This is a genomic window from Flavobacterium sp., assembly GCF_031422135.1.
Taxonomy (GTDB): Bacteria; Bacteroidota; Bacteroidia; order Flavobacteriales; family Flavobacteriaceae; genus Flavobacterium.
Map to the genome: position 1 here is coordinate 15,527 of NZ_JANOQD010000099.1, position 26,293 is coordinate 41,819.

Consider the following 26,293-nt stretch of genomic DNA (forward strand, 5'->3'; position numbering starts at 1 on the left):
AAAAGATTTCGTAGCTCAATTGGATAGAGCAACTGCCTACGAATCAGAAGGTTATAGGTTCGACTCCTATCGAGGTCACAAAGTTTTTAGAAAGGAAACTGGCTTATTGGGGTTACTGGCTAACCTTCCCGACTGTCTCTCGGGAGAAACGAGTTCGATCCTCGTATAAGCCGCTTATGGTGTTTTTAGTTTATTTGGTAAAACCTCGGAATGTGAATCCGAAGAACAGGGTTCGATTCCCGAAAACACCCAAATTATATAACTGGGAAGATAACGATTGGTTGTTTACCCGCCTTGGACGCGGGAGGTTGCAGGTTCGAGTCCTGTTTCTCAGACTAAAAGCAGGAATGGCGGAATGGTATACGCGGTTGACTTAGAATCAACATTTTGAGAGTTCGTCCCGATAGCTATCGGGACTCTTCCTGTACCAATTGGAATAGTGGTGTACAAGGTGTGCACACCTGTTTGAAGAGCAGGAGGGAACCGTTCGATTCGGTTCTGTTCCACAAAATAAATTCTACGCAGAATAATTGCGTAGTAAGTTTTGAATATTTGTCAAAGAAATAAATGTTCATTGAATTACAATATCAAACAAGTCCTGTTGCGTGTTTCTGTATAGCACCATTGTGGTAAATAGTACTGGGAAGTATTCTGTTTTACTATGCAACTTGATTTGGAGGTTTTGATGGTTTTCCAAAAAATTGTCACCACTCTATGGGGCGCGGGTTCGAATCCCGCTCACAATATTATGTTGTGATAGTTCAGTGGATAGAACAATAGAAAGTTGAAGGTTCGAGTCCTTCTCACATTTCGATGTGATAACTCAATTGGTAGAGTACTACACTGTTAATGTAGTTACAGACTCATAATCTGTATTCCAGAGTGCATCACTCTTAAAAAGATGTACCAAAAGAAAACTGATTGTCTTTGTCAGTAGCGTTTTTTATAGCAATATAAAAATGGCACACTCACAAAATGACCTGAAAGTTGCTTTTGTTCTTTTGAAAATTGACTTGCTTTTTCATTTGATTATCAACTAAATTTTAGTTTTTAAAAAATAATGACAAACCATTTTGACAGACAAAACAACAAGTTATTTTCCGTCCTTTTTGGAGGATGAGGACAAAACGTTTTCTTATTTAAAAAATTAGTAAAATAAACATTAAGACTTGATCGAAAGCACTTCGACAAGCTCAGTGTGACAAATAAATTAAAATTGAATATTATGTTAAAGAGAATTAAAATTGAAGCATACCAAGTAGGTTTGGTATTTGAAAACAGAAAATTAATCGAAGTGTTAAATGAAGGTAAATATTGGTTATTTGGCAACAAAGAAGCAATGATTTATGAAATGAAACAAACCTTTGTAGCACCTGTCGAATTGAATATATTGTTGCAAAATGAGGTTTTGGCTTCTATGTTGGAAATCGTTGAAGTAGCTGATAACGAAATTGCCTTGTACTTTGTAAATGGTATTTTTAAAGAAGTATTAGCTACTGGTAGATATGCTTTTTGGAAAGGTTATGTTGAAAATAAATTCATCAAAGCCGATTTGTCTAAAGTACAAATCACGGAGCAAATTGCGATGGCCTTGTTGGAAAACCCAAAAGTGAAACTTTTTACTAGAAAGTTTCAAGTAATGAGCAACGAAAAAGCCTTATTATTTATCAATGGTGCTTTTGTCAAAGAATTGGCAGCGGGAACGTACTACTTTTGGAATAATGCCATTCCTGTTGAAGTTAAAACAATCGATGCGAGACAGCAACAACTGGAAATTTCTGGTCAGGAATTGTTGACTAAAGACAAAGCAGGTTTGAGAATCAATTTCTTTGTCAGATACCAAGTGACTGATATTTTGAAAGCATTGGTAGACAATAAAGATTTTGAAAAACAATTGTATGTATTGATGCAATTGGCATTGAGAGCTTTTGTAGGTGGTTTTACTTTGGACGAATTGTTGGGTAAAAAGGATACTATTGCCAAAGATATTTTGGCAGAAGTCACCGTAAAAATACAAGATTTAGGATTGGTTGTTTCTGATGCAGGCATTAGAGATGTTATTTTGCCAGGAGATATGAAAGAAATTATGAACCAAGTTTTGGTTGCTGAGAAAAAAGCACAAGCCAACACTATTATGAGAAGAGAAGAAACGGCTTCTACTAGAAGCTTGTTAAATACCGCCAAATTGATGGAAGAAAACGAAATGTTATGGAAATTGAAAGAAATGGAATATGTAGAAAAAATTGCCGACAAGATTGGTGAGATTACCATTGCTGGTTCTGGAAACATTATCGGTCAATTGAAAGAAATTTTTGTTAAATAAGGAAAACCACGAATAGTTGTATTCGTGGTTTTTAATTTTGTTCTAATCTTACCAGTTACAATTCTTCGTTTTTTATTCTTTATCAAATCAATTTCAAATATATTTTTATTATTTTTACGAATTAATTTTTTAATAATGTTTTATATTTAAAAAAATTAAACCTATATTTCACTAAATATTAAAAAAAAGTACTAAACAAAACCGAATTTTGAAAGAAAAAATCCAATATAGTCATGATGATTTAGTGATTTTAATAAAAAATCGAGATCAAAAGGCATTTGCTTATTTATACGACAATTACACAAAGGCCTTGTTTGGCATTATTTTTTCTATTGTTGCTGATGTTGAAGAATCAGAAGATGTTTTGCAAAAAACATTTATAAAAGTTTGGGATAATTTTGAAACGTACAATACCTCAAAAGGAAGACTATATACTTGGATGCTTAACATAGCAAGAAATATGGCTATTGACTACAAAAGATCTAAACACAATAAAAATAAAATCCAAAACGTAGATCAAAACGTATATACATTAAATAATATTCGTACAGATGAAGATTCAATGGATACCATTGGTTTAAGAAAGATAGTTGATAATCTAAAAAACGAACATTTAATTCTCATTGAACTTGCTTATTATAAGGGATATACGCAGGAAGAAATAGGTATAGAACTCAATATTCCTTTGGGGACGGTGAAAACAAGAATACGAAAAGCACTCTTAATTTTAAGAGGACAATTAAAAGAAAAAACACAAGCACAATAAAAATGAATACTATAGAAAATTATATAAATTCAGGAATATTAGAGTTGTATGTGTTTGGTATGACAACTGATGATGAAAACAGTGAAATTGCTAAATTAGCAGCGAACAATATAGAAATAAAAAACGAAATTGACGCCATTGAAAAAGCGATGCAAATTACTTCTGAAACTTTTGCACCCGAAATTTCACCAGCTGCTAAGGCTATGATAATGGCAACTATTGATTATACGGAACGTTTGAAAAACGGAGAGGAATATTCAATTGCACCTATGTTAAACAAAAATAGTAAGGTCGATGACTTAAAAATTTGGATTGATAGATCCAATATGCAAGTTTCTGAAGATTATGAAACCATAGACGCCAAAATTATTAGCGCTACTCCTGAAGCAACAACAATTATTGTTTGGCTAAAACACGGTGCTCCAATTGAAGTGCATGATAAAGAATACGAACATTTTTTAATTGCACAAGGTACTTGTACAATCACAATTGGTGAAGACAAACACAATTTGGTTGCAGGTGATTATTTAGCTATTCCACTATATATTGGACATAGCGTAGAAGTAACTTCGGATATTGCATGCAAAATTATTTTGCAAAGAGTAGCTGCGTAATTGTAAGTTTGTATAAAAAAAGAGGTCTATCTTAATAGGATTTTAAACTAAATTATTCTTAAATTATTTTGTTTAGAGAATAGGTTTTTAATTAAAAATAAATATCTTTAAACCATAATAAAATTAAATATGAGAAAATTACTTTTTGTTTTTCTAATTTCTTATGGTTTTGTTGCCAATGCTCAAGCTGATTTAGCAAAAACTGCCAATGATGTTTCTCCTTTATTAATAGGCGAAGTAGTTCCTAATATTACTATTCAAAATATTGATCAAAAAGATATTTCGTTAAACGAAATTACTAAAGCAAAGAAAACAATACTTGTTTTTTATCGCGGTGGTTGGTGTCCATATTGCACAGTTCACTTGAGTGCAATTGGCGAAGCAGAACAAAAACTAATCGAAATGGGATATCAGATTGTTGCTGTAAGTCCAGATTCTCCCAAATCATTAAAAAACACTATAGACGATAAAAAACTTAATTATACTTTATTATCAGATAGCAAAGGAGATTTAGCCAGAGCTTTAGGAATAGCATTTATAGCACCTAAAGGTTATGATAAATATTTATCTAAAGGTTCTGATGGTGCTAATACTACTTATGTTCCAGTTCCTTCTGTTTTTATATTAAATGAAAAAAGCGAAATTTTATTTGAATTTATCAATCCTAGTTATAACACAAGAATATCAAACGAAATGCTACTTGCCGTGGCCAAAACATTATCAAAATAAGTTCAAATGAATTTCACTTCGGTAAATAATACACTTAACGAATTAAAAAATGTTCTCAACCAGCTTTCGGATGAGAATTATACCAAACCAATTGCAAATCTTGGGAATTCGTCTATTGGGCAGCACAATCGTCACATAATCGAATTATTTCAAGGTTTATTACTTTCTTACGATTCTGGTATATTAAATTATGACAATAGAGCCCGCAATAATAAGATAGAAACCAATAGAGATTTTGCAAATCAAACCATTAATGCAATTATTTGTGATTTAGAAAAACCGAACAAGAATATTACGTTACATCAGTTATTGCAAGAAGAAATTATATCAATTGAAACCAATTATTTTAGAGAATTACTCTATAATTTAGAGCATTGCATTCACCATCAAGCACTCATAAAAGTTGCTTTGTATGAAATGAATGAAGTAAATATTGATAAAAATTTTGGTGTTGCACCCTCTACAATTGAATATAAAAAACAATGTGCACAGTAAGTTTTGTTAACAATAATGGTAAAATTATACTTACTTCAAATCGAGATGAACAAGTTATAAGACCCAATGCAATTGCTCCCGAATTTTATACAATAAACGATAAAAAAATACTATTTCCTAAAGATGCCAAAGGTGGTGGAACTTGGTTTGCAGTTGCCGAAAACGGAAACACCATTGTATTATTAAATGGCGCCAAAGAAAAACACCAATTCAAAACCAATTTTTACCAAAAGAGTAGGGGATTAATCGTATTAGATTTAATTTGTGCCAACAATATTTTGGAAAATTGGGATGAAATCAATTTAGAAAAAGTAGAACCTTTTACACTTGTAGTGTATGAAAAAAATCAACTTTTTCAATTGCAATGGAATGAAGTAGAAAAGGATAAAATTAATTTAGACACTTCTGAAAAACACATTTGGTCTTCGTCCACTTTATATTCTAAAAAAATTAGAGAACAAAGGAGCAACTGGTTTTATGATTTTTTCAAAATAAAAAATAACATTTCTGAAACCGATTTGTATAATTTTCATTCCAACACCCAAACCGATGATGCTGAAAATGGACTCGTTATAAACCGAAATAATCATTTAAAAACCATTAGTATTTCCCAAATTGTTATTCAAGATAAAAACGTTATTTTTGAATACAATGATTTGATTATCAATAATAAAACTATTAATTCATTCCAAATTATTTAATGCGATTATTTATTCATAAGCTAACCCATTGGGAATATTGGCCATTTCAAGTACTTTATATTCCTATTTATTTTTTATGGGCTTATTATGCTTTGCGAGCCAAAACGATTTTCTTTTTTAACGCTTCAAATCCAACTATGAAAAATGGAGGATTTATAATGGATAGCAAAAAAGAAATTTATAATTTAATTCCTCAAAAATATTACCCAAAAACAGAACTAATTGCAGAAAAAACTTCTTTTGAAGAGGTTTTAATAGCTAAAGAAAAAGGAAATATTCAATTTCCATTTATCACAAAACCTGATATTGGTTTACGAGGATCTGCAGTTAAAAAAATAAATTCGGATGCTGAACTGAAAGAGTACAACAACAATGCAAATTTTGACTATTTACTACAAGATTTAATTCCTTATCCTAATGAAATTGGTATTTTTTATGTTCGATTTCCTAATCAGGAAAAAGGTGAAATTACAGGAATTGTTGCTAAAGAATTTCTAATTGTTACAGGTGATGGAAAGTCAACAATTAAAGAATTAATAAAACAAAATCCTAGATTTGAATTTCAGTTAACTACTTTAGAAAAAGAATATAAGGATAAATTAAATGAAGTTTTAGGTAAAGACAAAAAACTAAATTTAGTACCTTTTGGAAACCATTGTCGTGGTTCAAAATTTATAGATGCCAGTTATTTAATTTCAGATAAATTGACTGATGTCATTAACGAAATGTGTTTGCAAATTGATGGTTTTTACTTTGGGAGAATGGATTTAATGTTCAATACAATTGAAGAGTTAGAACAAGGAAAAAAATTTCAAGTAGTAGAAATTAACGGAGCTGCAAGCGAACCAACACATATATATGATCCAAAACATTCCCTCTTTTTTGCTTGGAAAGAACTTGCAAGACACATCACCTATATGTATCAAATTAGTGTGGAGAATCATAAAAACGGATTTCCATATTTGTCGCATAAAGCGGGAATGCAAGAATATCGATTGCATTTGGCTCAAAATAAAAAACTAAATCATTTTTAAATGAAAGCCTTAAAAAATATTTTAGTTGGATTTATTGCCAGTTTCATCGGTTCAATTCCTTTGGGCTATCTTAATGTTATTGGTTATGAGTTGTATCGCCGTTCCAATATTATACAACTAATATATTATTTGATTGGTGTTGTCATCATTGAGGCAATTGTCGTTTTTTTAACCTTGTATTTTGCTAATTATCTTAATAAAAATCAACTTTTAAAGAAAAAAATAGCACTTTTTTCGGTTTTATTTTTGAGTCTTCTTGCAATTTATTTTTATAAAGCAGCGCATTCTGAAACTCAAAAATATGATTATGCTATTATTAGTTTATATCCAGCTTTTATTACGGGTCTAGTTTTAAGTATGCTAAATTTTGCACAATTTCCCTTTTGGATAAGTTCGAATTTGTATTTAGTAAGTCAAAATTATGTCGATTTTGATAAAAAATACCGATTGTATTATGTTTTTGCAACAACTTTCGGTACTTTTTTTGGGATGTTACTCCTTATAGTTGGGCTTCAAAAAATAACAAAATTAGGTTATTTAAGCGATAATTTTATTTCGTCAAATGTTTGGATTATTTTTTTAGGATTAGCCATACTCCAAACAATTCCGTTTTTTAAAAAGTATAAAAAACTATAAATTATTTGTTTACTTTAATTAAATTTGAATAAAATTAAAACAATGTCTTACTACAAAATCCAAAACCTAGAACAATATTTTAAACATTACAACAAATCAATTCGTGAACCAAGAAAATTCTGGGGGAAAATTGCGCAAGAAAACTTCGTTTGGTACCAAGAATGGGACAAAGTGGTCGATTTTGATATGGCCGAAGCTAAAATAGAATGGTTCAAAGGCGCAAAAGTCAATATTGTCAAAAATTGTATCGACAGACATTTGGCTCGAAAAGGCAATAAAACTGCCATCATTTTCGAACCAAACGACATAAACGAAGAAGTACAACACATTTCATACAACGAGTTGCACGAGCGCGTTTGCAAAATGGCAAATGTCTTGCGAGAACAAGGAATAACCAAGGGGGACCGAGTTTGTATTTATTTGCCAATGATTCCAGAATTGGCAGTTTCTGTTTTGGCTTGTGCTAGAATTGGAGCCATACATTCCGTAGTTTTTGCAGGATTTTCGGCAACAGCCGTAGCATCAAGAATTAACGATTCTGAATCCAAAATGGTCATCACTTCAGATGGCGGTTATCGTGGTGAAAAAACAATCGATTTAAAATCAATAATCGACGAAGCGCTACTAAATTGTCCTACAATAGAAAAAGTTTTGGTAGCCAAACGTATCAATTCTGAAATAGAAATGACCCCAAATCGTGATTTTTGGTTGCAAGAATTACTCGACAAGGCTTCTGATAATAATGTAGCCGAAATTATGGATGCAGAAGATCCACTTTTCATTTTGTACACGTCAGGTTCTACTGGAAAACCAAAAGGAATGGTACACACAACTGCAGGATATATGGTTTATTCTGCCTATACTTTCAAAAATGTTTTCAATTATGAAGACAACGATATTTTTTGGTGCACCGCCGATATTGGCTGGATTACAGGACATTGCTACATACTTTACGGACCACTTTTGAATGGCGCAACAACCCTAATGTTCGAAGGAATTCCGTCTTATCCAGATTTTTCACGCTTTTGGGAAGTCATCGAAAAACACCAAGTAACTCAATTTTACACCGCACCAACTGCAATTAGATCTTTAGCAAAAGAAAGTTTAGATTTTGTACAAAAATATCCATTAAAATCATTAAAAGTCATTGGTTCTGTTGGAGAACCAATCAACGAAGAGGCTTGGCATTGGTACAACAACCATGTTGGCGACAGGCGTTGTCCAGTGGTTGACACTTGGTGGCAAACCGAAACTGGGGGCATATTAATTTCTCCAATTGCATTTGTAACACCAACAAAACCAACCTATGCAACGCTTCCATTACCTGGAATTCAACCCGTTTTAATGGATGAAAAACGCAACGAAATCGAAGGCAATCAAAAAGAGGGAAGCCTGTGTATAAAATTTCCTTGGCCTGGAATTGCTCGTACAATTTGGAACGATCACAAACGATACAAAGAAACTTATTTCTCGACTTTTCCAGGCAAATATTTCACTGGCGATGGTGCTTTGCGTGACGAAGTTGGCTATTACAGAATCACTGGTCGAGTTGACGATATTGTAATCGTTTCTGGTCACAACCTAGGAACTGCGCCGATTGAAGACGCCATAAATGAACATCCAGCTGTTGCCGAATCTGCCATTGTTGGATTTCCGCACGCCATCAAAGGCAACGCACTTTATGGCTATGTAATGTTAAAAGAAACTGGTGAAACTCGTGATAGAGAAAATCTTAAAAAAGAAATAAATCAACACATTTCGGATCATATTGGACCAATTGCAAAATTAGATAAAATCCAATTTGTATCTGGATTGCCAAAAACACGTTCAGGCAAAATTATGCGACGCATTTTACGTAAAATTGCTGAGGGCGATTTAAGCAACTTTGGAGACACTACTACTTTGCTAAATCCAGAAATTGTAGAGGAGATAATAGAGGGAAAATTGTAATCAACGAATTGATTTTTACACAACACATTTATAAAAATTAATTCCATTTAAGAAATTTAATCTGTATTTGTAACAATGCAACTACTGAACCTACCAACTAAAATATAATTTCGAAAATTAAACTAAATGAAACTTAAAATCCTTACCCTAGCAGCTTTTACCGCTTTGTTTTTCACAACAAGTTGCAAAAAAGAAGTGGCCATTGATATCGATGCCCCGGATGCATTATACACGAATCGGGATACTTTAGTAAATCCTTCTGAAGATTTTTTTAATTATGCCAATGGAGGCTGGTTCAAAAAAAATCCTATTCCTGATACAGAACGTAGCAATGGTATTTTTAGAACTATTGGTGATACTATAAACAATCAAATTAAACAAATATGTGAAAAGTCTGCTTTCTCAAATGATTCCAAAGGAAGTAACAAACAGAAGATAGGTGATTTCTATTCTTCTGGTATGGATACTATTGCGATTAATAAAATGGGAATAGTACCTCTAAAATCAGAATTGTCAAAAATAGATGCCATTACAGATGCATCTACATTATTGTCTTCAATGGCGCATTTGCGAACTATTGGCGCGAGTCCTGCTTTTTCGTTTTATGTGGGTCAAGACGATAAAAACAGTACTAAATATGCTGTATTTCTTTCGCAAGGAGGACTTGGATTAGGCAACAGAGATTATTATTTCAATACAGATGCTGAAACGGTTACCATTCGTAATGAATATGTAAATCATTTACAAGTTATGTCAAAATTTTTAGGAGAAAACGAAATAGTTTCCAAGCAAAATGCTATAACGATTATGAAAATGGAAACAGAATTAGCTAAAGCTTCCAGAAAATTAGAAGCAATGCGTGATCCTGTTAAAAACTACAACAAAATGTCTGTTGCGCAATTAAATAAATTAACACCAAATATAGATTGGGATAAAACATTACCCCTAATGGGTGTTAGCAAAGTAGATTCGGTTATTGTTGGGCAACCCGAATTTTATTCGGAGTTAAACTCGATGTTAAAAACGCATTCTATTGCAGATTGGAAAACCTATTTAAAATGGGATTTAATCAATTCGTATGCTTCTTATTTAGGAAGTGATATCGAAAAGCAAAATTTTAAATTTTATTCTACCGTTTTGAGTGGTGTTACCAAACAAAAACCAAGATGGAAAAGGGTAGTGGAGCAAACGGATAATTCGCTTGGAGAATTAATAGGTCAGGTTTATGTAGCAGAATATTTGCCTAAAGGAACTAAAGAAAAACTACTTGAAATAGGAAATAATATAAGAGAGGTGTATGCTTTGCACATTCAAAAATTAGATTGGATGAGTGAACCTACTAAGAAAAAAGCATTGAGTAAATTAGCTAAAATTGTAATGAAAGTAGGATATCCTGACAAATGGAAAGATTTGAGTTCTATTTCGATTGATAAAAATGCTTATTGCTCCAATGTTATAGCCGTAAATCAATGGAGTTATACGGATATGATTTCAAAATTTGGTAAACCAGTGGATAGAACAGAATGGGGAATGTATCCTCAAACCTACAATGCCTATTATAACCCAAGTAACAATGAAATTTGTGTACCAGCGTGTAATATTTTGGTGCCAGGTTTTGAAGGACGTATGCCTGACGATGCAGTTTTATATGGTATTATTGGTGGTTCTACTTTTGGTCACGAAATTACACACGGTTTTGACGATCAAGGAAGTCAGTATGACGAAAAAGGAAATTTAAACAATTGGTGGACGGCTGAAGATTTAAAGAAATTCAAACAAAAAACTAAAGCTATCGTTGCTCAATATAGTAAATATGAAGCTTTGCCAGGCAAGTTTGTTAATGGTGATGCTACACAAGGAGAGAATATTGCCGATTTAGGTGGAGTGGTTATGGGTTATGAAGCTTTCAAAAAAACACCACAGTTTAAAACCAATCAAAAAATTGCCAAACTCACTCCAGATCAACGCTTTTTCTTGTCCTACGGTTATGCTTGGATGGTCAATATTAAGAAAGAAGCTTTGGAAAATCAACTGTTGACGGATGTTCACGCACCTGCAAAATATAGAATAAATGGTCCTTTGGGTAATATTCCTGAGTTTTATAAAACGTTTACTATCAAAGAAGGAAGTAAAATGTTCATTCCTGAAAAAGATAGAGTAATTATTTGGTAATTGATCCCTATTAAATTAGCAATCCCTTTCCCATTTTAAAATGGGAAAGGGATTTTTTTGAACTAACAATTCCTATATTTGTATAAATAAAATTTTTGTGAACAATACCAATAAATTAAAAATATTTAACGATCCTATATATGGTTTTATTACCATTCCTAATGCGTTAATTTACGATTTAATACAACATCCTTATTTTCAGCGTTTGCGGCGCATTTCACAAATGGGATTGTCCTCATTAGTTTATCCAGGTGCAAATCATACCCGATTTCATCATGCATTAGGTTGCTTGCACATTATGCAAAAAGCAATTCACGTGCTTCGATTTAAAAATACTAAAATTTCCTCAGAGGAAGAAAACGCATTGTATATTGCTATTTTATTGCACGATATAGGGCATGGTCCTTTTTCTCATGCTATGGAACACAGTATTGTAGAAGATGTACATCATGAACAAATTTCCTTGTTGTTTATGAATAAATTGAATGTTGAATTTGATGGAAAATTAGATTTAGCCATTCAGATTTTTAAAGAAGAATACCCACGTAAATTCATGTTGCAATTAATTTCTAGCCAGTTAGATATGGATAGAATGGACTATTTGAAACGAGATAGTTTTTATTCTGGTGTCGAAGAAGGGAAAATAAATTCCGACCGATTAATCCAAATGATGAATGTCGTTAATGACACTTTAGTTATTGAAGAAAAAGGTATTTATTCTGTCGAAAAATTCTTGATGGCTCGTCGATTAATGTATTGGCAAGTGTATTTACATAAAACCAGTTTGGTTGCCGAGTTAACACTGACCAATACACTCAAAAGAGCTAAAGAATTGCATCAAAAAGGAATTGAAGTAGCTTGCAGTGAAAGTTTGGAATTTTTTATTCAAAATAAAATTAATTTAAACGATTTTACAAATGATATTCTCCATAAATTCGCCCAACTTGACGATACAGATATTATAGGAGCTTTGAAAAATTGGCAAAATCATTCCGATTTTACATTAAGTTCCTTGAGTAAAATGATTATTAATAGAGATTTATTAAAAATAAAATTAAACGAGGAAAAATTTTCAACAGTTGAAGTTCAAAATCTAGCAGAAGAATTTGCTACTGCAAACAATCTAAATTTACAAGAAGCAAAATATTTTGTTTTTAAAGGAAAAATAAGAAATCAAGCCTATTCAAAAATTGCAGAACCTATAAGGATTCTAAAGAAAGATGGTACAATTGAAGACGTAGCTTTAATATCCGATCAATTAAATCTTAGAGCGTTATCAAAGCAAGTTACCAAATATTATATCTGTTTTCCAAAAGTACTTATCAAAAATTAAGGATTAGAACCAAAATTTTATATTTTTGTAACAATGAAATTTACAGCTGAACAAATAGCGGGTATTTTAGAAGGAGAAATTATAGGCAATCCAAACGCCGAAGTTTCTAAACTATCTAAAATTGAAGAGGGTACAAAAGGCTCTCTGACTTTTTTGAGTAATCCAAAATACAATAACTTCATTTATACTACACAAGCATCAGTAACTATTGTCAATAAAAGTTTTGAAGTTGAATCTGAAATCACAACAACACTCATAAAGGTAGAAGATGCTTATGGCGCATTTTCAAAAATTCTTGAATTTTATGATCAAGTAAAAAACAATAAAACAGGTATTGAAGTTCCTTGTGTTTTATCAGAAAGTGCAAAACATGGTACTGATTTTTATCTTGGAAGTTTTAGTTACATAGGTGAAAACGTAATGATTGGAAATAATGTGAAGATTTATCCTAATTGTTTTGTGGGTGATAATGTTGTTATTGGAGATAATACTGTTATTTTTGCCGGGGCAAAAATCCATTCTGAAACAGAAATAGGTAAAAATTGTAATATTTATTCAGGAACAATTATTGGAGCAGATGGTTTTGGCTTTGCACCAAATACTGATGGAACATATACAAAAATCCCACAAATTGGAAATGTTATAATAGAAGATAATGTGGATATTGGAGCTGCAACAACTATCGACAGAGCCACAATGGGTTCAACAATAATTAGAAAAGGCGTAAAGCTTGACAATCAGATTCAGATTGCTCACAATGTTGAAATTGGTGAAAATACAGTTATTGCAGCCCAAACAGGTGTAGCAGGAACAACAAAAATTGGCAAGAATTGTATGATTGGTGGGCAGGTAGGAATTGCAGGTCACTTAATAATTGGAAATAATGTTCGCATACAAGCACAATCAGGAGTAGGGAAAAATATTAAGGATAACGAAATAATTCAAGGATCACCTTCTTTTGGGTACAGTGATTTTAGTAAATCGTATGTTCATTTTAAGAATTTGCCCAAAATTGTGTCTGAAATTGAAGAATTAAAAAAAAAAATAAATAATTATGGTTAAACAAAAAACCATCAAATCCGAAATTACCCTAACAGGAGTAGGTTTACATACAGGTGTTGAAGTTATAATGACCTTTAAACCAGCGCCTGAAAACAATGGGTTTACCTTTGTACGTGTTGATTTAGAAGGATTTCCTATCATTGAGGCTGATGCAAATTATGTTGTAAATACGCAACGAGGAACAAATTTAGAAAAGTTAGGAGTCAAAATTCAAACGCCTGAACACGTTTTAGCTGCGCTTGTAGGTTGTGATCTTGATAATGTGATTATAGAGTTAAATGCTTCAGAATTACCTATAATGGATGGCTCTTCTAAATACTTTGTTGAGGCTATCGAAAAAGTTGGTGTTGAAGAACAAAATTTTGAAAGAAAAATTTATGTAGTTAAAGAAGTCATTTCTTATATTGATGAAGCTAGTGGTAGCGAAATTATGGTAATGCCATCTGATGAATATCAAATAACTGCTATGGTTGATTTTGGAACAAAAGTTTTAGGCACTCAAAATGCGAGTTTGAAAAACATTTCAGACTTTAAAAATGAAATTGCAAATTGTAGAACCTTTAGTTTTCTTCATGAATTAGAATCATTACTTGAAAATGGACTCATAAAAGGAGGCGATTTAAATAATGCCATTGTCTATGTTGATAAAGAAATATCGACAGAAACAATGAATCGATTAAAAGTTGCTTTTAACAAAGACAAAATTTCAGTCACTTCAAATGGTGTTTTAGACAATCTGACATTACACTATCCTAATGAAGCAGCACGACATAAATTACTAGATGTTGTTGGGGATTTAGCGCTTATCGGAACCCGAATCAAAGGAAAAATAATTGCTAATAAACCTGGCCATTTTGTAAATACTCAATTTGCTAAAAAGTTATCTAAAATCATCAAAAACGAACAACGAAATCATATTCCCGTTTTTGACTTGAATTTAGAACCATTAATGGATATTCATAAAATTATGAGTATTCTGCCACACAGACCTCCATTTTTATTTATTGATAGAATTATAGAGCTTTCTGAGACCCACGTTGTTGGAATGAAAAATGTTACAATGAACGAGAATTTCTTTGTTGGACATTTTCCAGGAGCCCCAGTAATGCCTGGAGTTATTATAGTGGAAGCGATGGCACAAACTGGAGGAATCCTAGTTCTGAGTACAGTTCCAGATCCTGAAAATTATCTTACTTTCTTTATGAAAATTGATAATGTAAAATTCAAACAGAAAGTTTTACCAGGCGACACCTTAATTTTTAAATGTGAATTAATTACTCCTATCAGAAGGGGAATTTGTCATATGCAAGCCCACGCATATTCTAATGGAAAATTAGTCGCTGAAGCAGAATTAATGGCACAAATTGCAAAAAAACAATAAAGTATGAATCAACCACTCGCATACGTTCATCCAGGTGCAAAAATTGCTAAAAATGTTGTAATTGAACCTTTTACAACCATTCATAATAATGTAGTCATTGGTGATGGAACTTGGATAGGATCTAATGTAACCATAATGGAAGGCGCCAGAATAGGAAAAAATTGTAATATTTTTCCAGGAGCTGTAATTTCAGCAGTACCACAAGATTTAAAATTTGGCGGTGAGGATTCTCTAACTGTTATTGGTGACAATGTAACCATTAGAGAATGTGTAACAGTAAACAGGGGTACAGTTGCATCAGGTCAGACTACAATTGGCGATAATTGTTTGATTATGGCTACTGCACACATTGCACACGACTGTCATTTAGGTAAAAACGCAATAGTGGTCAATGGTGTTGCACTTGCAGGCCATGTTACCGTTGGAGATTTTGCAATAATAGGAGGATTAGCTGCCATACATCAGTTTATTTCAATAGGAGATCACGCAATGGTTTCGGGAGGATCACTAGTTCGAAAAGATGTTCCACCCTATACTAAAGCCGCAAAAGAACCCTTATCGTATGTGGGAATAAACTCTGTAGGCTTACGACGAAGAGGTTTTACAACCGAAAAAATAAGTGAAATTCAAAGTATTTATAGAATTTTATACCAAAAAAATTACAATACATCACAAGCAATGGCAATAATTGAAGCTGAAATGGAAGCAACTCCAGAACGTGACGAAATATTGCAATTTATTAGAAACTCCTCAAGAGGAATTATGAAGGGCTATACCGGAGTATAGTTTTTTGTTTAATCAGTAATCGTCAATTCGGTTAACCTATTAAACAAATCAACAGTTAAACAAATAACCAAATTAACAAACATAACAATGGCATCTACATCAGATATTAGAAACGGATTGTGTATTAAATTTAATCACGACATATATAAAATCATTGAATTCCTTCACGTAAAACCAGGAAAAGGACCTGCTTTTGTACGTACCAAATTAAGAAGTTTAACCAACGGAAAAGTTTTAGACAATACCTTCTCAGCGGGACACAAAATAGATGAAGTTCGTGTAGAAACACACACTTATCAGTATTTATATTCCGAAGGAGATCAATTTCATTTTATGAATACCGAATCTTTTGAACAAATTACTTTGGACAAAAAAATTCTAGATGCTCCAGATTTATTAAAAGAAGGAACAAATGTAATGGTGCAAGTAAACACAGAGACCGAATTGCCATTATCTGTCGATATGCCAGCTTCTATAATACTTGAAGTTACCTATGCAGAACCTGGAGTGAAAGGAAACACGGCTACCAATGCAACAAAATCGGCAACGGTAGAAACAGGAGCTTCCATAAATGTACCTTTATTTATAAACGAAGGAGATAAAATTAAGATTGATACTGCTTCTGGTTCTTATATGGAACGTGTAAAATAATAGTTATGAAGTTTCCACAAATACAAACTCTTGAAAAAATTGCTTCCATTATAGGCTGTGACTATATTGGCGATGCTACTTTTTCTGTTCACGGAATGAATGAAATTCATGTTGTAGAACCTGGAGATATTGTATTTGTTGATCATCCTAAATATTATGATAAAGCCTTGCAATCAGCTGCAACTATTATTTTGATTAATAAAAATGTGGAATGTCCAAAAGGCAAAGCTTTGTTAATTTCTGATGATCCTTTTAGAGATTTTAACACATTAACCAATCATTTTCGACCATTTCAAGCTTCTAATTCTGCAATCTCAGAATCTGCAAAAATTGGAAATGGAACTATAATTCAACCCAATTGTTTTATTGGAAATAATGTTGTCATTGGTAAGAATTGTTTAATACATTCCAATGTTTCAATCTATGATAATACTATAATTGGAGACAATGTAATGATTCACGCAGGCACTATTCTTGGAGCCGATGCATTTTATTACAAAAAACGCCCTGATGGTTTCGATCAATTAATTTCTGGAGGAAGAGTCGTTATTGAAAATAATGTTGGAATTGGAGCACTTTGTACTATTGATAAAGGAGTTACAGGTGATACAACCATTGGAGAAGGAACAAAAATTGACAATCAAGTCCATGTAGGTCACGATACTATAATTGGAAAAAAATGTTTAATAGCATCTCAAACGGGTATTGCTGGCTGTGTCATAATTGAAGACGAAGTTACCCTTTGGGGTCAAGTAGGCACAACTAGTGGCATAACAATAGGTGCAAAAGCAGTTGTTATGGGGCAAACTGGGGTTACAAAATCCATTGAAGGAGGAAAATCTTATTTTGGAACACCCGTTGAAGAATCTCGTGAAAAACTAAAACAATTAGCAAATATAAAACGAATCCCCGAAATTTTAAATAAACTCAAATAAGATGTCAGCAAAAGAAATAGTAAAAGAATTTTATAAATCTAACGCTTTGAGGGATAGTGATTTAATGGATGAATATTTACATCCAGATGTCACGCTTGAATGGAATAGTAGCAAAGGATTTCTCCAAATGAACAAGGAAGAATTGATTAATTTATCAAATGAATTAAAGAAATCTTACCATTCTTCAAGAATTCACATAACGCATTTATTAGAAGAAGAAAATGTAGTTACTGTTCGTTACGTTCATCATGTGAAAACTATAGAAAACCCAAGAGAGGAAATGATTTTGGCACATTTTATTATAATTTGGGAATTAAAAGAAGGTAAATTGTATCGAGGTTTTCAAATGAGTCAATTGAGTTAGGATAAATTATAAAAATTTGATAAAATGTTTAAAATAATGTTTCGTTTTGACAAAAAAACTGAACACTTTTTAATACTTTTGCATCACTATAAAAAAATAACAAAAAAAATATACCATGAGTGTTTTAGTTAATAAAGATTCAAAAATAATAGTTCAAGGATTTACAGGAAGTGAAGGAACCTTTCACGCTTCTCAAATGATTGAATACGGAACAAATGTTGTAGGTGGAGTAACACCAGGAAAAGGCGGAAGCACACATTTAGACCGTCCCGTTTTCAATACTGTAAAAGATGCAGTTGAGAAAGCAGGAGCAGATACCACCATTATTTTTGTACCACCTGCTTTCGCAGCTGATGCTATTATGGAAGCTGCAGATGCTGGAATCAAAGTTATTATCGCTATTACAGAAGGAATTCCTGTAGCAGATATGATTAAGGCAAATGATTACATTAAAGGTAAAAACTGTCGTTTGATAGGACCAAACTGTCCAGGAATTATAACTCCAGGTGAAGCAAAAGTTGGAATTATGCCAGGTTTTGTTTTCAAAAAAGGAAATGTAGGAATTGTTTCAAAATCAGGAACATTAACATACGAAGCTGCAGATCAAGTAGTAAAACAAGGTTTAGGAATTACTACAGCTATCGGTATTGGTGGAGATCCAATTATTGGGACTACTACAAAAGAAGCTGTTGAATTATTAATGAACGATCCAGAAACACATTGTATCGTAATGATTGGTGAAATTGGCGGTCAACTAGAAGCTGATGCTGCAAAATGGATTCGTGCAGACGGAAACCGTAAGCCAGTTGTTGGTTTTATTGCAGGTGTAACTGCTCCAAAAGGAAGAACAATGGGTCACGCTGGTGCAATTGTTGGTGGAGAAGATGACACGGCTGAAGCTAAAAAACGAATTCTTCGTGAAAACGGAATCCATGTAGTAGATTCGCCAGCTGAAATTGGTAAAAAAGTAAAAGAAGTATTGGGATAAATCTCAGATAATATATTTTTAAAAAACCGTCTTGTTCTATAACTAGACGGTTTTTTTATACTACTTTTGCAAACCTTTGGTTTTTAGCTTTCAATTAACCGAAATTTCATTCCACATTAATTCGTTAATGTTGTTAATATTAAAAAAGGTATTTGTTTTTTTTCAAATAAACGAATATCCATTTACACAAATAAACATAAAATGTATAAAGAATTAAAAAAATTTAAAGTAAACAATAGTTTTACTTTCACAATAGAAAATAGTTTAGAAGAAGTTTGTAATGCATCAGAAACAGCAAGCGGTGTTTTTCTTGTTTATGAAGTAAACGGAGAAGAAAAAGAACTCATTATGGTTGGTTCTACTGGAACTATTCAAAATGATGGAACCTTAAAAAGTAAATCAGGGGGATTGTATGACAAAATTGTAAACGGACATCAATTTGCTAAAACAGGACGTAAATATTCTTGGCCAGCACAAATGAAAAAAGAAAATATCGACAGACTAGAAGTATATTGGTATGATACTTATAACGATAAAACTAAAGGAATTCCTACTTCGGTTGAAGGACAAGTTTTGCAAAACTTCCTTGATGAAAATAACCGTCTTCCTAGATGGAATATTGCATTCTAGTAGTTAATTTACTGTTTATAAAAAACTCCGTTTCTTGTTTAAGAAACGGAGTTTTTAGTTTAACCTTTATTCTTTTTAAAATGGAGTAGACCATTTTGTATCTACATACACATTTGTTCCAGATAATGTTCTCAAAAAAGCAATCAAAGCATCAACTTCAGTAGCGTTTAAATTTAGCTTTTGCCCAATACCATTAGGTCGTAATCGTGGATCAAGATTGGTGTTTCCAGGTGCAATATTTATGGTACCATAATGTCCAATAGCAGCTTGTAAACTTGATATAACTCCAGTATGCATCATTGATCCATTGGTTGTTCCATTGGTTTTTACCAAATCTCTTAACGATGGAGCTCTAGTATTTGTAATGTCAATTCCTACGCCTGCAATTGTGCCAATTATTCCGTTATTTCTAGAATTAGGGTCAATATCAAACTCTGGAGCGGCATGACAACCAGCACAACCAACTCCGCCACCAGTTCTATTGCTATTAGCATCAAAAACTGGGGGTTGGTTAAATAAGTTCTTCCCTTGATTTTCTTGTGCCGTATAATTTGCAAACGGAGCATTATTATTTGGAGCTAAAACTCTCCCGAAATCGTATTTAGAATCGAATGATTGAATACTTCTAATAAATTGAGCCAAGGCAAGTTGTATTTTATTTTCTGTAACTTCTTCGCTACCATAAACAAATTCAAATAATTCTTTATAATAGCCAATATTGCCAAGTTTTGTTGTTAAACCTGAAAAATCTTGATCTCCATTTGTTCCGCTAAACCCCATTTCACCGTGGTCTTTAATTGGCATTGTGGTTTGAATTTCTAAAGAAGCTGCTCGTTCGTCCCAGAAAAATTTACTTTCTACAGCAAAACGAGTGTTTATTAATCGCATAGAATGTCTTCCGGTTGTGCCGTTAATACCAGTACTTGCCACATTTGTATCGCCAAACGCATTGGCTTGATTGTGACAAGAGGAACAAGAAATAGTATTGTTTGATGATAAATTTTTATCATAAAAAAGCACACGCCCCAAGGTTGCTCCCTTGTCTGAAATTCTGTTTAAAATAGAATTATCTTTAGTAATGTATGCAGGAATAGCTTGATTAGCATAATTGTTTAAAGCGTTCAAATTTAATTTATCACCAAAAGCAGCTTCCACATTGGGATATGAAACAGCAATTGGCACATATAAATTGGGGTCATCATTATCGTCACTACAAGAAGTAAATGCAATAAAAAGACTGAAAAATAAAATGGGGAAAAAAATTGGTTGCTTCATATTTATTTGGGCTTTATAGGTTATATAATTGTTCGACTATAATAAATTAAAAAGGTTTAATTGAAATTGAAATTTTTTTTAAAAAAAGAATTATCCTATATTTGACGAGCATAAAATAGCCCTGATAACAGTGAAAATCTTTTTTTTGTAGCCAAAAAGAAGAAGATTGCAACGAATAGCAGGAAATAGCTTCAAATAAAAAATAAAATAATTTTAGAATATGAAATTACTAGAAGGAAAAACAGCCATAATAACTGGAGCAAGTCGCGGAATTGGTAGTGGAATTGCTAAGGTTTTTGCACAACACGGAGCAAATGTAGCTTTTACATACAGTTCGTCTGTAGAATCTGCCTTGGTTTTAGAAAACGAATTAATCGCATTAGGCGTAAAAGCCAAAGGATACCAATCGAACGCAGCCAACTTCAATGAAGCTCAAAAACTTTCAGAAGATGTAATGGCAGAATTTGGAACCATTGATATTCTAATTAATAACGCAGGTATTACCAAAGACAATTTATTAATGAGAATGTCTGAAGAAGATTTTGATAAAGTAATCGAAATTAACCTGAAATCGGTATTCAATATGACTAAAGCGGTTCAAAAAATTATGTTGAAAAACCGAAAAGGTTCTATTGTAAATATGAGTTCAGTTGTGGGAGTAAAAGGAAACGCTGGTCAGGCCAATTATGCTGCATCAAAAGCAGGAATGATAGGTTTTACAAAATCTATAGCTTTAGAATTAGGCTCTCGCAATATTCGTTGTAATGCTATTGCACCTGGGTTTATCGAAACTGAAATGACAGCTAAACTGAACGAAGATGTGGTACAAGGTTGGAGAGAATCTATTCCTTTACGTCGTGGCGGAACTCCCGAAGACGTTGCCAATGCCTGTGTTTTCCTTGCTTCAGATTTGAGTGCTTATGTCACAGGACAAGTTTTGAATGTGGATGGCGGAATGTTGACTTAATTTTTTTATGAAAAATAAATATATAATTATCATTTTCATAATTGGATTTATAATTGTAATTTTTGGCTCTTTATTAAAAATTATGCACTTTGAGTTTGGAATAATTACTGGTAATGTATTATTAGCGATTGGTAAATTTTTACAAGTAATTATGAGTGTTGTTTTTATTGCAAAATTAGTTCTAAATAAAAATAATACTTTCTTAAACAAATAATTTACAATATAAATAACTTTTGATTTTTAGGTTATTTATTTTATAAAATAATAAACAATGAGCTCCATAGGAGCTTTCTGTTTGTAGAATAGTGTTCAAAATATGTAAATTAAGCTCCATAGGAGCGACCTGTTTGTAATGCCAAATACCTATTCACAAATATATGTTCAAATTGTTTTTGCTGTAAAAGGCAGACAAAATCTAATTTCTAAAGAAAATAGAGAAGAATTGCATAAATTTATTACAGGAATTGTTAAAAATAGAGATCAAAAACTAATATCTATATTTGCAATGCCAGATCATATTCATCTTTTAATTGGTTTAAAACCAAATATGTCGATTTCAGATTTGGTTAGAGATATTAAATCAGGTTCATCAAAATTTATCAATGATAGTAAATGGATTAATGGAAAATTTAATTGGCAAGAAGGATTTGGCGCATTTTCATATTCTAAAAGTCAATTAAGCAATGTGATAACTTATATAGAAAATCAAGAAGAACATCATAAAAAGAAAACATTTAAAGAAGAATACTTTGATTTTTTAATTAAATTTGAAATCGAATACGATGCAAAATATTTATTTGAATGGATTGAATAATTAACAGGTCGCACCTCTGGAGCTTTTTTTAAAATATTATTTTTCTACAAACAGTTAACCTCTACGAGGTTTTAAATTTTATACTCTAAATGAGCACAAACACAATTCTATTATTGTTACTTTCTTTGGTAATTGCTGCTGGTTTGTCGTTTTATCAATATTTATACAAAGTCAAAAACAAATCGAGAACGGTTTTGTTTTTGACTTTCTTGCGTTTTTTAAGTCTTTTTACCATATTAATATTGCTTATAAACCCTATAATATCAAGAAAAACCTACGAAACCACCAAAACTCCTTTGCCAATAGTAGTCGATAATTCGCAATCTATTGCCGAATTAAAACAAGACAATATTGCCAAAGAATTATCCCAAAAATTATCAGATAACACTAAGCTTAAAGACAAGTATGATGTTCAATTGTATAATTTTGATGACAATTTTTATTCTGGAAAGCCATTAGATTTTAAAGGCAAACAATCTAATATTCATAAAGTTGCCCAAAATTTAAAACAGTTATTTAGAAATCAGAATTTTCCAATTGTTTTATTATCCGATGGAAATCAGACTATTGGAAACGATTATGTATATTCTTTTCCGCAGAACAATCAAGTTTATCCTTTGATTTTAGGTGATACCACTTCGTTTTTAGATTTAAAAATCAATCAGCTGAATGTAAACAAATATGCATTTTTGAAAAATAAATTTCCTGTAGAAGTTTTTTTGCAATACAATGGAAGCAAAGCTATAAATGCTAATTTTAGCATTCAACAAGGAAATTCAGTTTTATATAAACAAACTATTTCGTTTTCTTCCAATAAAAAATCACAGCAAATCTCCGTTTTATTAAACGCAAATAGAGTAGGAGTACAGACTTTTAAAGCCGTAATTTCTTCGTCAGAAAACGAAAAAAATAAATACAATAATAGTAAAAATTTTGCAGTAGAAATTATTGATGAACGATCAGAAATAGCATTAATTTCAGCTATAAATCATCCCGATTTAGGCGCCATAAAACGCGCAATAGAATCTAATGTTCAACGAAAAGTAACGCTAGTTAATCCCAAACAAATCAAATTATTACAAGATTATAATGTTTTAATATTGTATCAACCAACTGGGGATTTTAAATCGATATTTGAACAGAATAAAAAACTGCAAATTAATACTTTTATTATTACTGGTTTAAACACCGATTTTAACTTATTAAACCAAAATCAAGATCAAATTCAGTTTGAAATGTCGGGACAATCGGAAGATTTCACGGCACAATTTAATTCGCAATTTAATTCGTTTGCATTAGATAATATTGGTTTCGAGCAATTTCCACCTTTAGAAAATCCGTTTGGACGTTTTGTCATCAAAGGAAACGTGACCACATTGCTAGAATCTCAAATTAGAAATATTAAAACAGAAAATCCATTGTTGGCTTTCGCCGAAAACGGAAGGAAACGAAATGCTTTTCTTTTTGGAGAAAACATCTGGAAATGGCGAGTAGAAAGCCACGTAAAAACTAAATCTTTTGAACAATTTGATGTTTTTATAGACAAAACAATTCAATTTTTGGCTTCCAATTCAGCTAAAAAATCATTAATAGTTACCCACGAAAGTTTTTATAACTCTGGAGAAAGCATAGAAATTTCGGCGCAATATTTCAATAAAAATTATGAGTTTGAAGAAAATGCACTTTTAACTATTCAATTAAAGAACAAAAAAACCAATGTTTCTAAAATATACGATTTCTTAAAAGGAAGTGGCGAATACAAAGTCAATTTAGAAGGTTTCGAAGCTGGAAATTATAGTTTTACTGTTAAAGAGAACAATTCGAAAGCTTCCTATTCTAGTAATTTTGAAATTTTAGATTTTGAAATAGAAAAACAAGCAATAAATCCTGATGTGGCTCGTTTAAACCAACTAGCAACGAATACTAACGGAAGAGTTTTTTACCCAACGCAAGTAGATAAATTAATTGATGAATTGCTCAAAAAGGAAAGTTTTCCAGCCATTCAGAAAGAAATTATCAAGAAATCTCCTTTAATTGATTGGATTTGGTTGCTGATTATTCTTGCCATTTCGCTAGCTACTGAATGGTTTACAAGAAAATACAACGGAATGCTTTAAATGAATTACAAATTTTAAATTGCGAATTATGAGAATTGTATTGGTTTCAATCTTTACTGCTTTAATTTACTCATTTTTGTTTTTTAGTTTTGATAATAAAAAATCAATTTCTACCGAAGGAAAAACGATAAAAGAAAGATATTTAACTCCTTCTGGCTACGAAAGAACAATTGAAGCTAAAAATTCATTTGCAGAATACTTACGAAATTTACCCCTGAAACCATCAGAATCATTAGTAAAATATTATAACGGAAGTACAAAATCCAACAATAATGTTTATGATGCAGTAGTCGACTTGCCCATTGGAAATAAAGATTTGCACCAATGCGCTGATGCAGTGATGAGATTGCGAGCCGATTATTTCTTTCAACAAAAGCAGTACGATAAAATTCATTTTAATTTCACCAACGGTTTTAGAGTTGATTATAGCAAGTGGCGTCAAGGTTACCGAATTGCTATAAAAGGAAACAAAACGTCTTGGATGAAAATAGCAAAACCAACGGATAGTCAACAAGAATATTGGAAATATCTGGAAATTATTTTTAATTATGCAGGAACTGCCTCACTTGCCAAAGAGATGAATCCAACTGCTGTTTCAGACATACAAATTGGTGATGTTTTCATAAAAGGTGGATTTCCAGGACACGCAGTTATTGTCGTTGATATGGCTACAAATGGAAATAAAAAAATATTTTTATTGGCACAAAGTTATATGCCTGCTCAAGAATTACAGATTTTATTAAATCCGAGCATCAGTAGCAATAGAAAGGTTTGTTGGTATTCGGCAAATAACCTACCAACTTTAGAAACACCAGAATGGACTTTTAAATCCTCCGAATTGAAACGTTTTTAAGATGAAAAATGCAATTCTTTTCTTTATTTTTTTTCAATATGGTTTTTCTCAAAGCATTCCTGATAATGTAAAAAAATTGATGAAACATTATCCACAAATAGTTGATTTTAAAGATGATAAACTCATTTTCAAAGACGGTTCAACTTTAATTTATGATGATAATAAAAAGAAAAATTTTCAACAATTAATAGACAACCCAGATATTGAAGATCAATTTTTTTACAATTATAAATTAGGCGAAATCAATGATGCTGGGCGAATTCGAAACGAATCTTTTTTCAAAAAAATATATGGTAATTCTAAATCAGAAGTCGAGCAAAATTTAGTTGAAATTAATTGGTGCCCAAAACTCGTCAGTCAAAAAATAAAAGTTACAAATGTAAACGGAATTGATAAAATAATTAAAAAACTTTCGAAAGAACTAGACAATCATCCTGAATACAAAAACTATTTAACCAACATAGCGGGTACTTTCAACTGGCGAAAAATTGCTGGAACCAACCGTTTGAGTATGCATAGCTTCGGAATGACAATCGACATTAATACTAAATATTCTAATTATTGGCAATGGGATTGCAAATGCAAAAACGAAGAGGCAAAACTGATTTACAAAAATAAAATTCCACAAAAAATAGTAGCCATTTTTGAAAAATATGGTTTTATTTGGGGAGGAAATTGGACTCATTATGACACAATGCATTTTGAATATAGACCAGA

At 32.0% G+C, this 26,293-nt stretch carries 25 protein-coding genes and 5 tRNA genes; 29 read left to right on the forward strand and 1 reads right to left on the reverse strand.

Annotated features, from left to right (window positions below; translation table 11 throughout):
* The first annotated feature begins 4 nt into the window (after positions 1 to 4).
* The 24 genes from RMO70_RS12955 (at position 5) to RMO70_RS13070 (ending at position 19,550) form a co-directional block, all read left to right on the forward strand.
* Positions 5 to 78, forward strand: a tRNA-Arg gene (locus tag RMO70_RS12955).
* A gap of 101 nt (positions 79 to 179) precedes the next feature.
* Positions 180 to 250: transfer RNA gene (locus tag RMO70_RS12960), tRNA-His, on the forward strand.
* Positions 251 to 262: 12 nt separating this feature from the next.
* Positions 263 to 335, forward strand: a tRNA-Pro gene (locus RMO70_RS12965).
* Between the two features lie 6 nt (positions 336 to 341).
* Positions 342 to 430: transfer RNA gene (locus tag RMO70_RS12970), tRNA-Leu, on the forward strand.
* A gap of 3 nt (positions 431 to 433) precedes the next feature.
* Positions 434 to 506: transfer RNA gene (locus RMO70_RS12975), tRNA-Phe, on the forward strand.
* 719 nt (positions 507 to 1,225) lie between these two features.
* Positions 1,226 to 2,323 carry a slipin family protein gene (locus RMO70_RS12980; RefSeq protein ID WP_310556862.1) on the forward strand — a complete coding sequence of 366 codons (1,098 nt, stop codon included), beginning with the start codon at positions 1,226 to 1,228 and terminating at the stop codon, positions 2,321 to 2,323.
* Positions 2,324 to 2,531: 208 nt separating this feature from the next.
* Complete coding sequence (locus RMO70_RS12985) at positions 2,532 to 3,089, forward strand: sigma-70 family RNA polymerase sigma factor (RefSeq protein ID WP_310556863.1); 558 nt, start codon at positions 2,532 to 2,534, stop codon at positions 3,087 to 3,089.
* A 2-nt stretch (positions 3,090 to 3,091) separates the two neighbouring features.
* Positions 3,092 to 3,703, forward strand: coding sequence for a cupin domain-containing protein (locus tag RMO70_RS12990; RefSeq protein ID WP_310556864.1), 612 nt, complete (start codon positions 3,092 to 3,094; stop codon positions 3,701 to 3,703).
* Positions 3,704 to 3,832: 129 nt separating this feature from the next.
* Positions 3,833 to 4,432 carry a peroxiredoxin family protein gene (locus RMO70_RS12995; RefSeq protein WP_310556865.1) on the forward strand — a complete coding sequence of 200 codons (600 nt, stop codon included), beginning with the start codon at positions 3,833 to 3,835 and terminating at the stop codon, positions 4,430 to 4,432.
* Positions 4,433 to 4,438: 6 nt separating this feature from the next.
* Complete coding sequence (locus RMO70_RS13000) at positions 4,439 to 4,927, forward strand: DinB family protein (protein ID WP_310556866.1); 489 nt, start codon at positions 4,439 to 4,441, stop codon at positions 4,925 to 4,927.
* A complete protein-coding gene (locus RMO70_RS13005; protein ID WP_310556867.1) occupies positions 4,915 to 5,628 on the forward strand; it encodes an NRDE family protein in 714 nt (237 codons plus the stop codon). Before RMO70_RS13000 ends, RMO70_RS13005 begins: the two co-directional genes overlap by 13 nt.
* Positions 5,628 to 6,662, forward strand: a complete 1,035-nt coding sequence (locus RMO70_RS13010; RefSeq protein WP_310556868.1) for a D-alanine--D-alanine ligase — start codon at positions 5,628 to 5,630, stop codon at positions 6,660 to 6,662. The genes RMO70_RS13005 and RMO70_RS13010 overlap by 1 nt, the downstream gene beginning before the upstream one ends.
* Complete coding sequence (locus tag RMO70_RS13015; protein WP_310556869.1) at positions 6,663 to 7,298, forward strand: hypothetical protein; 636 nt, start codon at positions 6,663 to 6,665, stop codon at positions 7,296 to 7,298.
* A 42-nt stretch (positions 7,299 to 7,340) separates the two neighbouring features.
* The gene (acs, locus tag RMO70_RS13020) at positions 7,341 to 9,248 is read left to right on the forward strand and encodes an acetate--CoA ligase (RefSeq protein WP_310556870.1); all 1,908 of its coding nucleotides are present in this window, start codon (positions 7,341 to 7,343) and stop codon (positions 9,246 to 9,248) included.
* A gap of 126 nt (positions 9,249 to 9,374) precedes the next feature.
* On the forward strand, positions 9,375 to 11,420 hold the full coding sequence (locus RMO70_RS13025; protein ID WP_310556871.1) for a M13 family metallopeptidase: 2,046 nt from the start codon (positions 9,375 to 9,377) through the stop codon (positions 11,418 to 11,420).
* Positions 11,421 to 11,517: 97 nt separating this feature from the next.
* Positions 11,518 to 12,753, forward strand: a complete 1,236-nt coding sequence (locus RMO70_RS13030; protein WP_310556872.1) for an HD domain-containing protein — start codon at positions 11,518 to 11,520, stop codon at positions 12,751 to 12,753.
* Positions 12,754 to 12,786: 33 nt separating this feature from the next.
* A complete protein-coding gene (lpxD, locus tag RMO70_RS13035) occupies positions 12,787 to 13,815 on the forward strand; it encodes a UDP-3-O-(3-hydroxymyristoyl)glucosamine N-acyltransferase (RefSeq protein WP_310556873.1) in 1,029 nt (342 codons plus the stop codon).
* On the forward strand, positions 13,808 to 15,196 hold the full coding sequence (locus RMO70_RS13040; RefSeq protein WP_310556874.1) for a bifunctional UDP-3-O-[3-hydroxymyristoyl] N-acetylglucosamine deacetylase/3-hydroxyacyl-ACP dehydratase: 1,389 nt from the start codon (positions 13,808 to 13,810) through the stop codon (positions 15,194 to 15,196). The genes lpxD and RMO70_RS13040 overlap by 8 nt, the downstream gene beginning before the upstream one ends.
* Before the next feature lie 3 nt (positions 15,197 to 15,199).
* A complete protein-coding gene (gene lpxA / locus RMO70_RS13045; RefSeq protein WP_310556875.1) occupies positions 15,200 to 15,982 on the forward strand; it encodes an acyl-ACP--UDP-N-acetylglucosamine O-acyltransferase in 783 nt (260 codons plus the stop codon).
* Positions 15,983 to 16,069: 87 nt separating this feature from the next.
* Positions 16,070 to 16,633, forward strand: coding sequence for an elongation factor P (efp, locus tag RMO70_RS13050; protein WP_310556876.1), 564 nt, complete (start codon positions 16,070 to 16,072; stop codon positions 16,631 to 16,633).
* Positions 16,634 to 16,638: 5 nt separating this feature from the next.
* A complete protein-coding gene (locus tag RMO70_RS13055; RefSeq protein WP_310556877.1) occupies positions 16,639 to 17,568 on the forward strand; it encodes a UDP-3-O-(3-hydroxymyristoyl)glucosamine N-acyltransferase in 930 nt (309 codons plus the stop codon).
* Between the two features lies 1 nt (position 17,569).
* Positions 17,570 to 17,932, forward strand: coding sequence for a nuclear transport factor 2 family protein (locus RMO70_RS13060; RefSeq protein WP_310556878.1), 363 nt, complete (start codon positions 17,570 to 17,572; stop codon positions 17,930 to 17,932).
* A 115-nt stretch (positions 17,933 to 18,047) separates the two neighbouring features.
* A complete protein-coding gene (sucD, locus tag RMO70_RS13065; protein ID WP_310556879.1) occupies positions 18,048 to 18,920 on the forward strand; it encodes a succinate--CoA ligase subunit alpha in 873 nt (290 codons plus the stop codon).
* A gap of 201 nt (positions 18,921 to 19,121) precedes the next feature.
* Positions 19,122 to 19,550 carry a hypothetical protein gene (locus RMO70_RS13070; RefSeq protein WP_310556880.1) on the forward strand — a complete coding sequence of 143 codons (429 nt, stop codon included), beginning with the start codon at positions 19,122 to 19,124 and terminating at the stop codon, positions 19,548 to 19,550.
* Between the two features lie 75 nt (positions 19,551 to 19,625).
* Here RMO70_RS13070 and RMO70_RS13075 read toward each other — a convergent pair whose 3' ends face one another.
* On the reverse strand, positions 19,626 to 20,825 hold the full coding sequence (locus RMO70_RS13075; protein ID WP_310556881.1) for a cytochrome c peroxidase: 1,200 nt from the start codon (positions 20,823 to 20,825) through the stop codon (positions 19,626 to 19,628).
* Between the two features lie 220 nt (positions 20,826 to 21,045).
* Between RMO70_RS13075 and fabG the strand changes: the two genes are divergently transcribed.
* The 5 genes from fabG to RMO70_RS13100 all read left to right on the forward strand — a co-directional run.
* Complete coding sequence (fabG, locus tag RMO70_RS13080) at positions 21,046 to 21,792, forward strand: 3-oxoacyl-[acyl-carrier-protein] reductase (protein ID WP_310556882.1); 747 nt, start codon at positions 21,046 to 21,048, stop codon at positions 21,790 to 21,792.
* Positions 21,793 to 22,144: 352 nt separating this feature from the next.
* The gene (tnpA, locus tag RMO70_RS13085; RefSeq protein ID WP_310556883.1) at positions 22,145 to 22,606 is read left to right on the forward strand and encodes an IS200/IS605 family transposase; all 462 of its coding nucleotides are present in this window, start codon (positions 22,145 to 22,147) and stop codon (positions 22,604 to 22,606) included.
* Positions 22,607 to 22,695: 89 nt separating this feature from the next.
* The gene (locus tag RMO70_RS13090) at positions 22,696 to 24,723 is read left to right on the forward strand and encodes a hypothetical protein (protein ID WP_310556884.1); all 2,028 of its coding nucleotides are present in this window, start codon (positions 22,696 to 22,698) and stop codon (positions 24,721 to 24,723) included.
* A 28-nt stretch (positions 24,724 to 24,751) separates the two neighbouring features.
* Positions 24,752 to 25,576: a DUF4846 domain-containing protein gene (locus RMO70_RS13095; protein WP_310556885.1), complete on the forward strand. Its 825-nt coding sequence runs from the start codon at positions 24,752 to 24,754 to the stop codon at positions 25,574 to 25,576.
* Position 25,577: 1 nt separating this feature from the next.
* The coding region (locus RMO70_RS13100) for a M15 family metallopeptidase (protein ID WP_310556886.1) at positions 25,578 to 26,293 on the forward strand (716 nt) is incomplete at its 3' end.

Bases quoted from the DNA above. Each gene is read 5' to 3' on its own strand.
- RMO70_RS12980 (WP_310556862.1), top strand. From the start codon at position 1,226: ATGTTAAAGAGAATTAAAATTGAAGCATACCAAGTAGGTTTGGTATTT.
- RMO70_RS12990 (WP_310556864.1), top strand. From the start codon at position 3,092: ATGAATACTATAGAAAATTATATAAATTCAGGAATATTAGAGTTGTAT.
- RMO70_RS12995 (WP_310556865.1), top strand. From the start codon at position 3,833: ATGAGAAAATTACTTTTTGTTTTTCTAATTTCTTATGGTTTTGTTGCC.
- RMO70_RS13000 (WP_310556866.1), top strand. From the start codon at position 4,439: ATGAATTTCACTTCGGTAAATAATACACTTAACGAATTAAAAAATGTT.
- RMO70_RS13005 (WP_310556867.1), top strand. From the start codon at position 4,915: ATGTGCACAGTAAGTTTTGTTAACAATAATGGTAAAATTATACTTACT.
- RMO70_RS13010 (WP_310556868.1), top strand. From the start codon at position 5,628: ATGCGATTATTTATTCATAAGCTAACCCATTGGGAATATTGGCCATTT.
- RMO70_RS13015 (WP_310556869.1), top strand. From the start codon at position 6,663: ATGAAAGCCTTAAAAAATATTTTAGTTGGATTTATTGCCAGTTTCATC.
- acs (WP_310556870.1), top strand. From the start codon at position 7,341: ATGTCTTACTACAAAATCCAAAACCTAGAACAATATTTTAAACATTAC.
- RMO70_RS13025 (WP_310556871.1), top strand. From the start codon at position 9,375: ATGAAACTTAAAATCCTTACCCTAGCAGCTTTTACCGCTTTGTTTTTC.
- lpxD (WP_310556873.1), top strand. From the start codon at position 12,787: ATGAAATTTACAGCTGAACAAATAGCGGGTATTTTAGAAGGAGAAATT.
- RMO70_RS13040 (WP_310556874.1), top strand. From the start codon at position 13,808: ATGGTTAAACAAAAAACCATCAAATCCGAAATTACCCTAACAGGAGTA.
- lpxA (WP_310556875.1), top strand. From the start codon at position 15,200: ATGAATCAACCACTCGCATACGTTCATCCAGGTGCAAAAATTGCTAAA.
- efp (WP_310556876.1), top strand. From the start codon at position 16,070: ATGGCATCTACATCAGATATTAGAAACGGATTGTGTATTAAATTTAAT.
- RMO70_RS13055 (WP_310556877.1), top strand. From the start codon at position 16,639: ATGAAGTTTCCACAAATACAAACTCTTGAAAAAATTGCTTCCATTATA.
- RMO70_RS13060 (WP_310556878.1), top strand. From the start codon at position 17,570: ATGTCAGCAAAAGAAATAGTAAAAGAATTTTATAAATCTAACGCTTTG.
- sucD (WP_310556879.1), top strand. From the start codon at position 18,048: ATGAGTGTTTTAGTTAATAAAGATTCAAAAATAATAGTTCAAGGATTT.
- RMO70_RS13070 (WP_310556880.1), top strand. From the start codon at position 19,122: ATGTATAAAGAATTAAAAAAATTTAAAGTAAACAATAGTTTTACTTTC.
- RMO70_RS13075 (WP_310556881.1), bottom strand. From the start codon at position 20,825: ATGAAGCAACCAATTTTTTTCCCCATTTTATTTTTCAGTCTTTTTATT.
- fabG (WP_310556882.1), top strand. From the start codon at position 21,046: ATGAAATTACTAGAAGGAAAAACAGCCATAATAACTGGAGCAAGTCGC.
- tnpA (WP_310556883.1), top strand. From the start codon at position 22,145: ATGCCAAATACCTATTCACAAATATATGTTCAAATTGTTTTTGCTGTA.
- RMO70_RS13090 (WP_310556884.1), top strand. From the start codon at position 22,696: ATGAGCACAAACACAATTCTATTATTGTTACTTTCTTTGGTAATTGCT.
- RMO70_RS13095 (WP_310556885.1), top strand. From the start codon at position 24,752: ATGAGAATTGTATTGGTTTCAATCTTTACTGCTTTAATTTACTCATTT.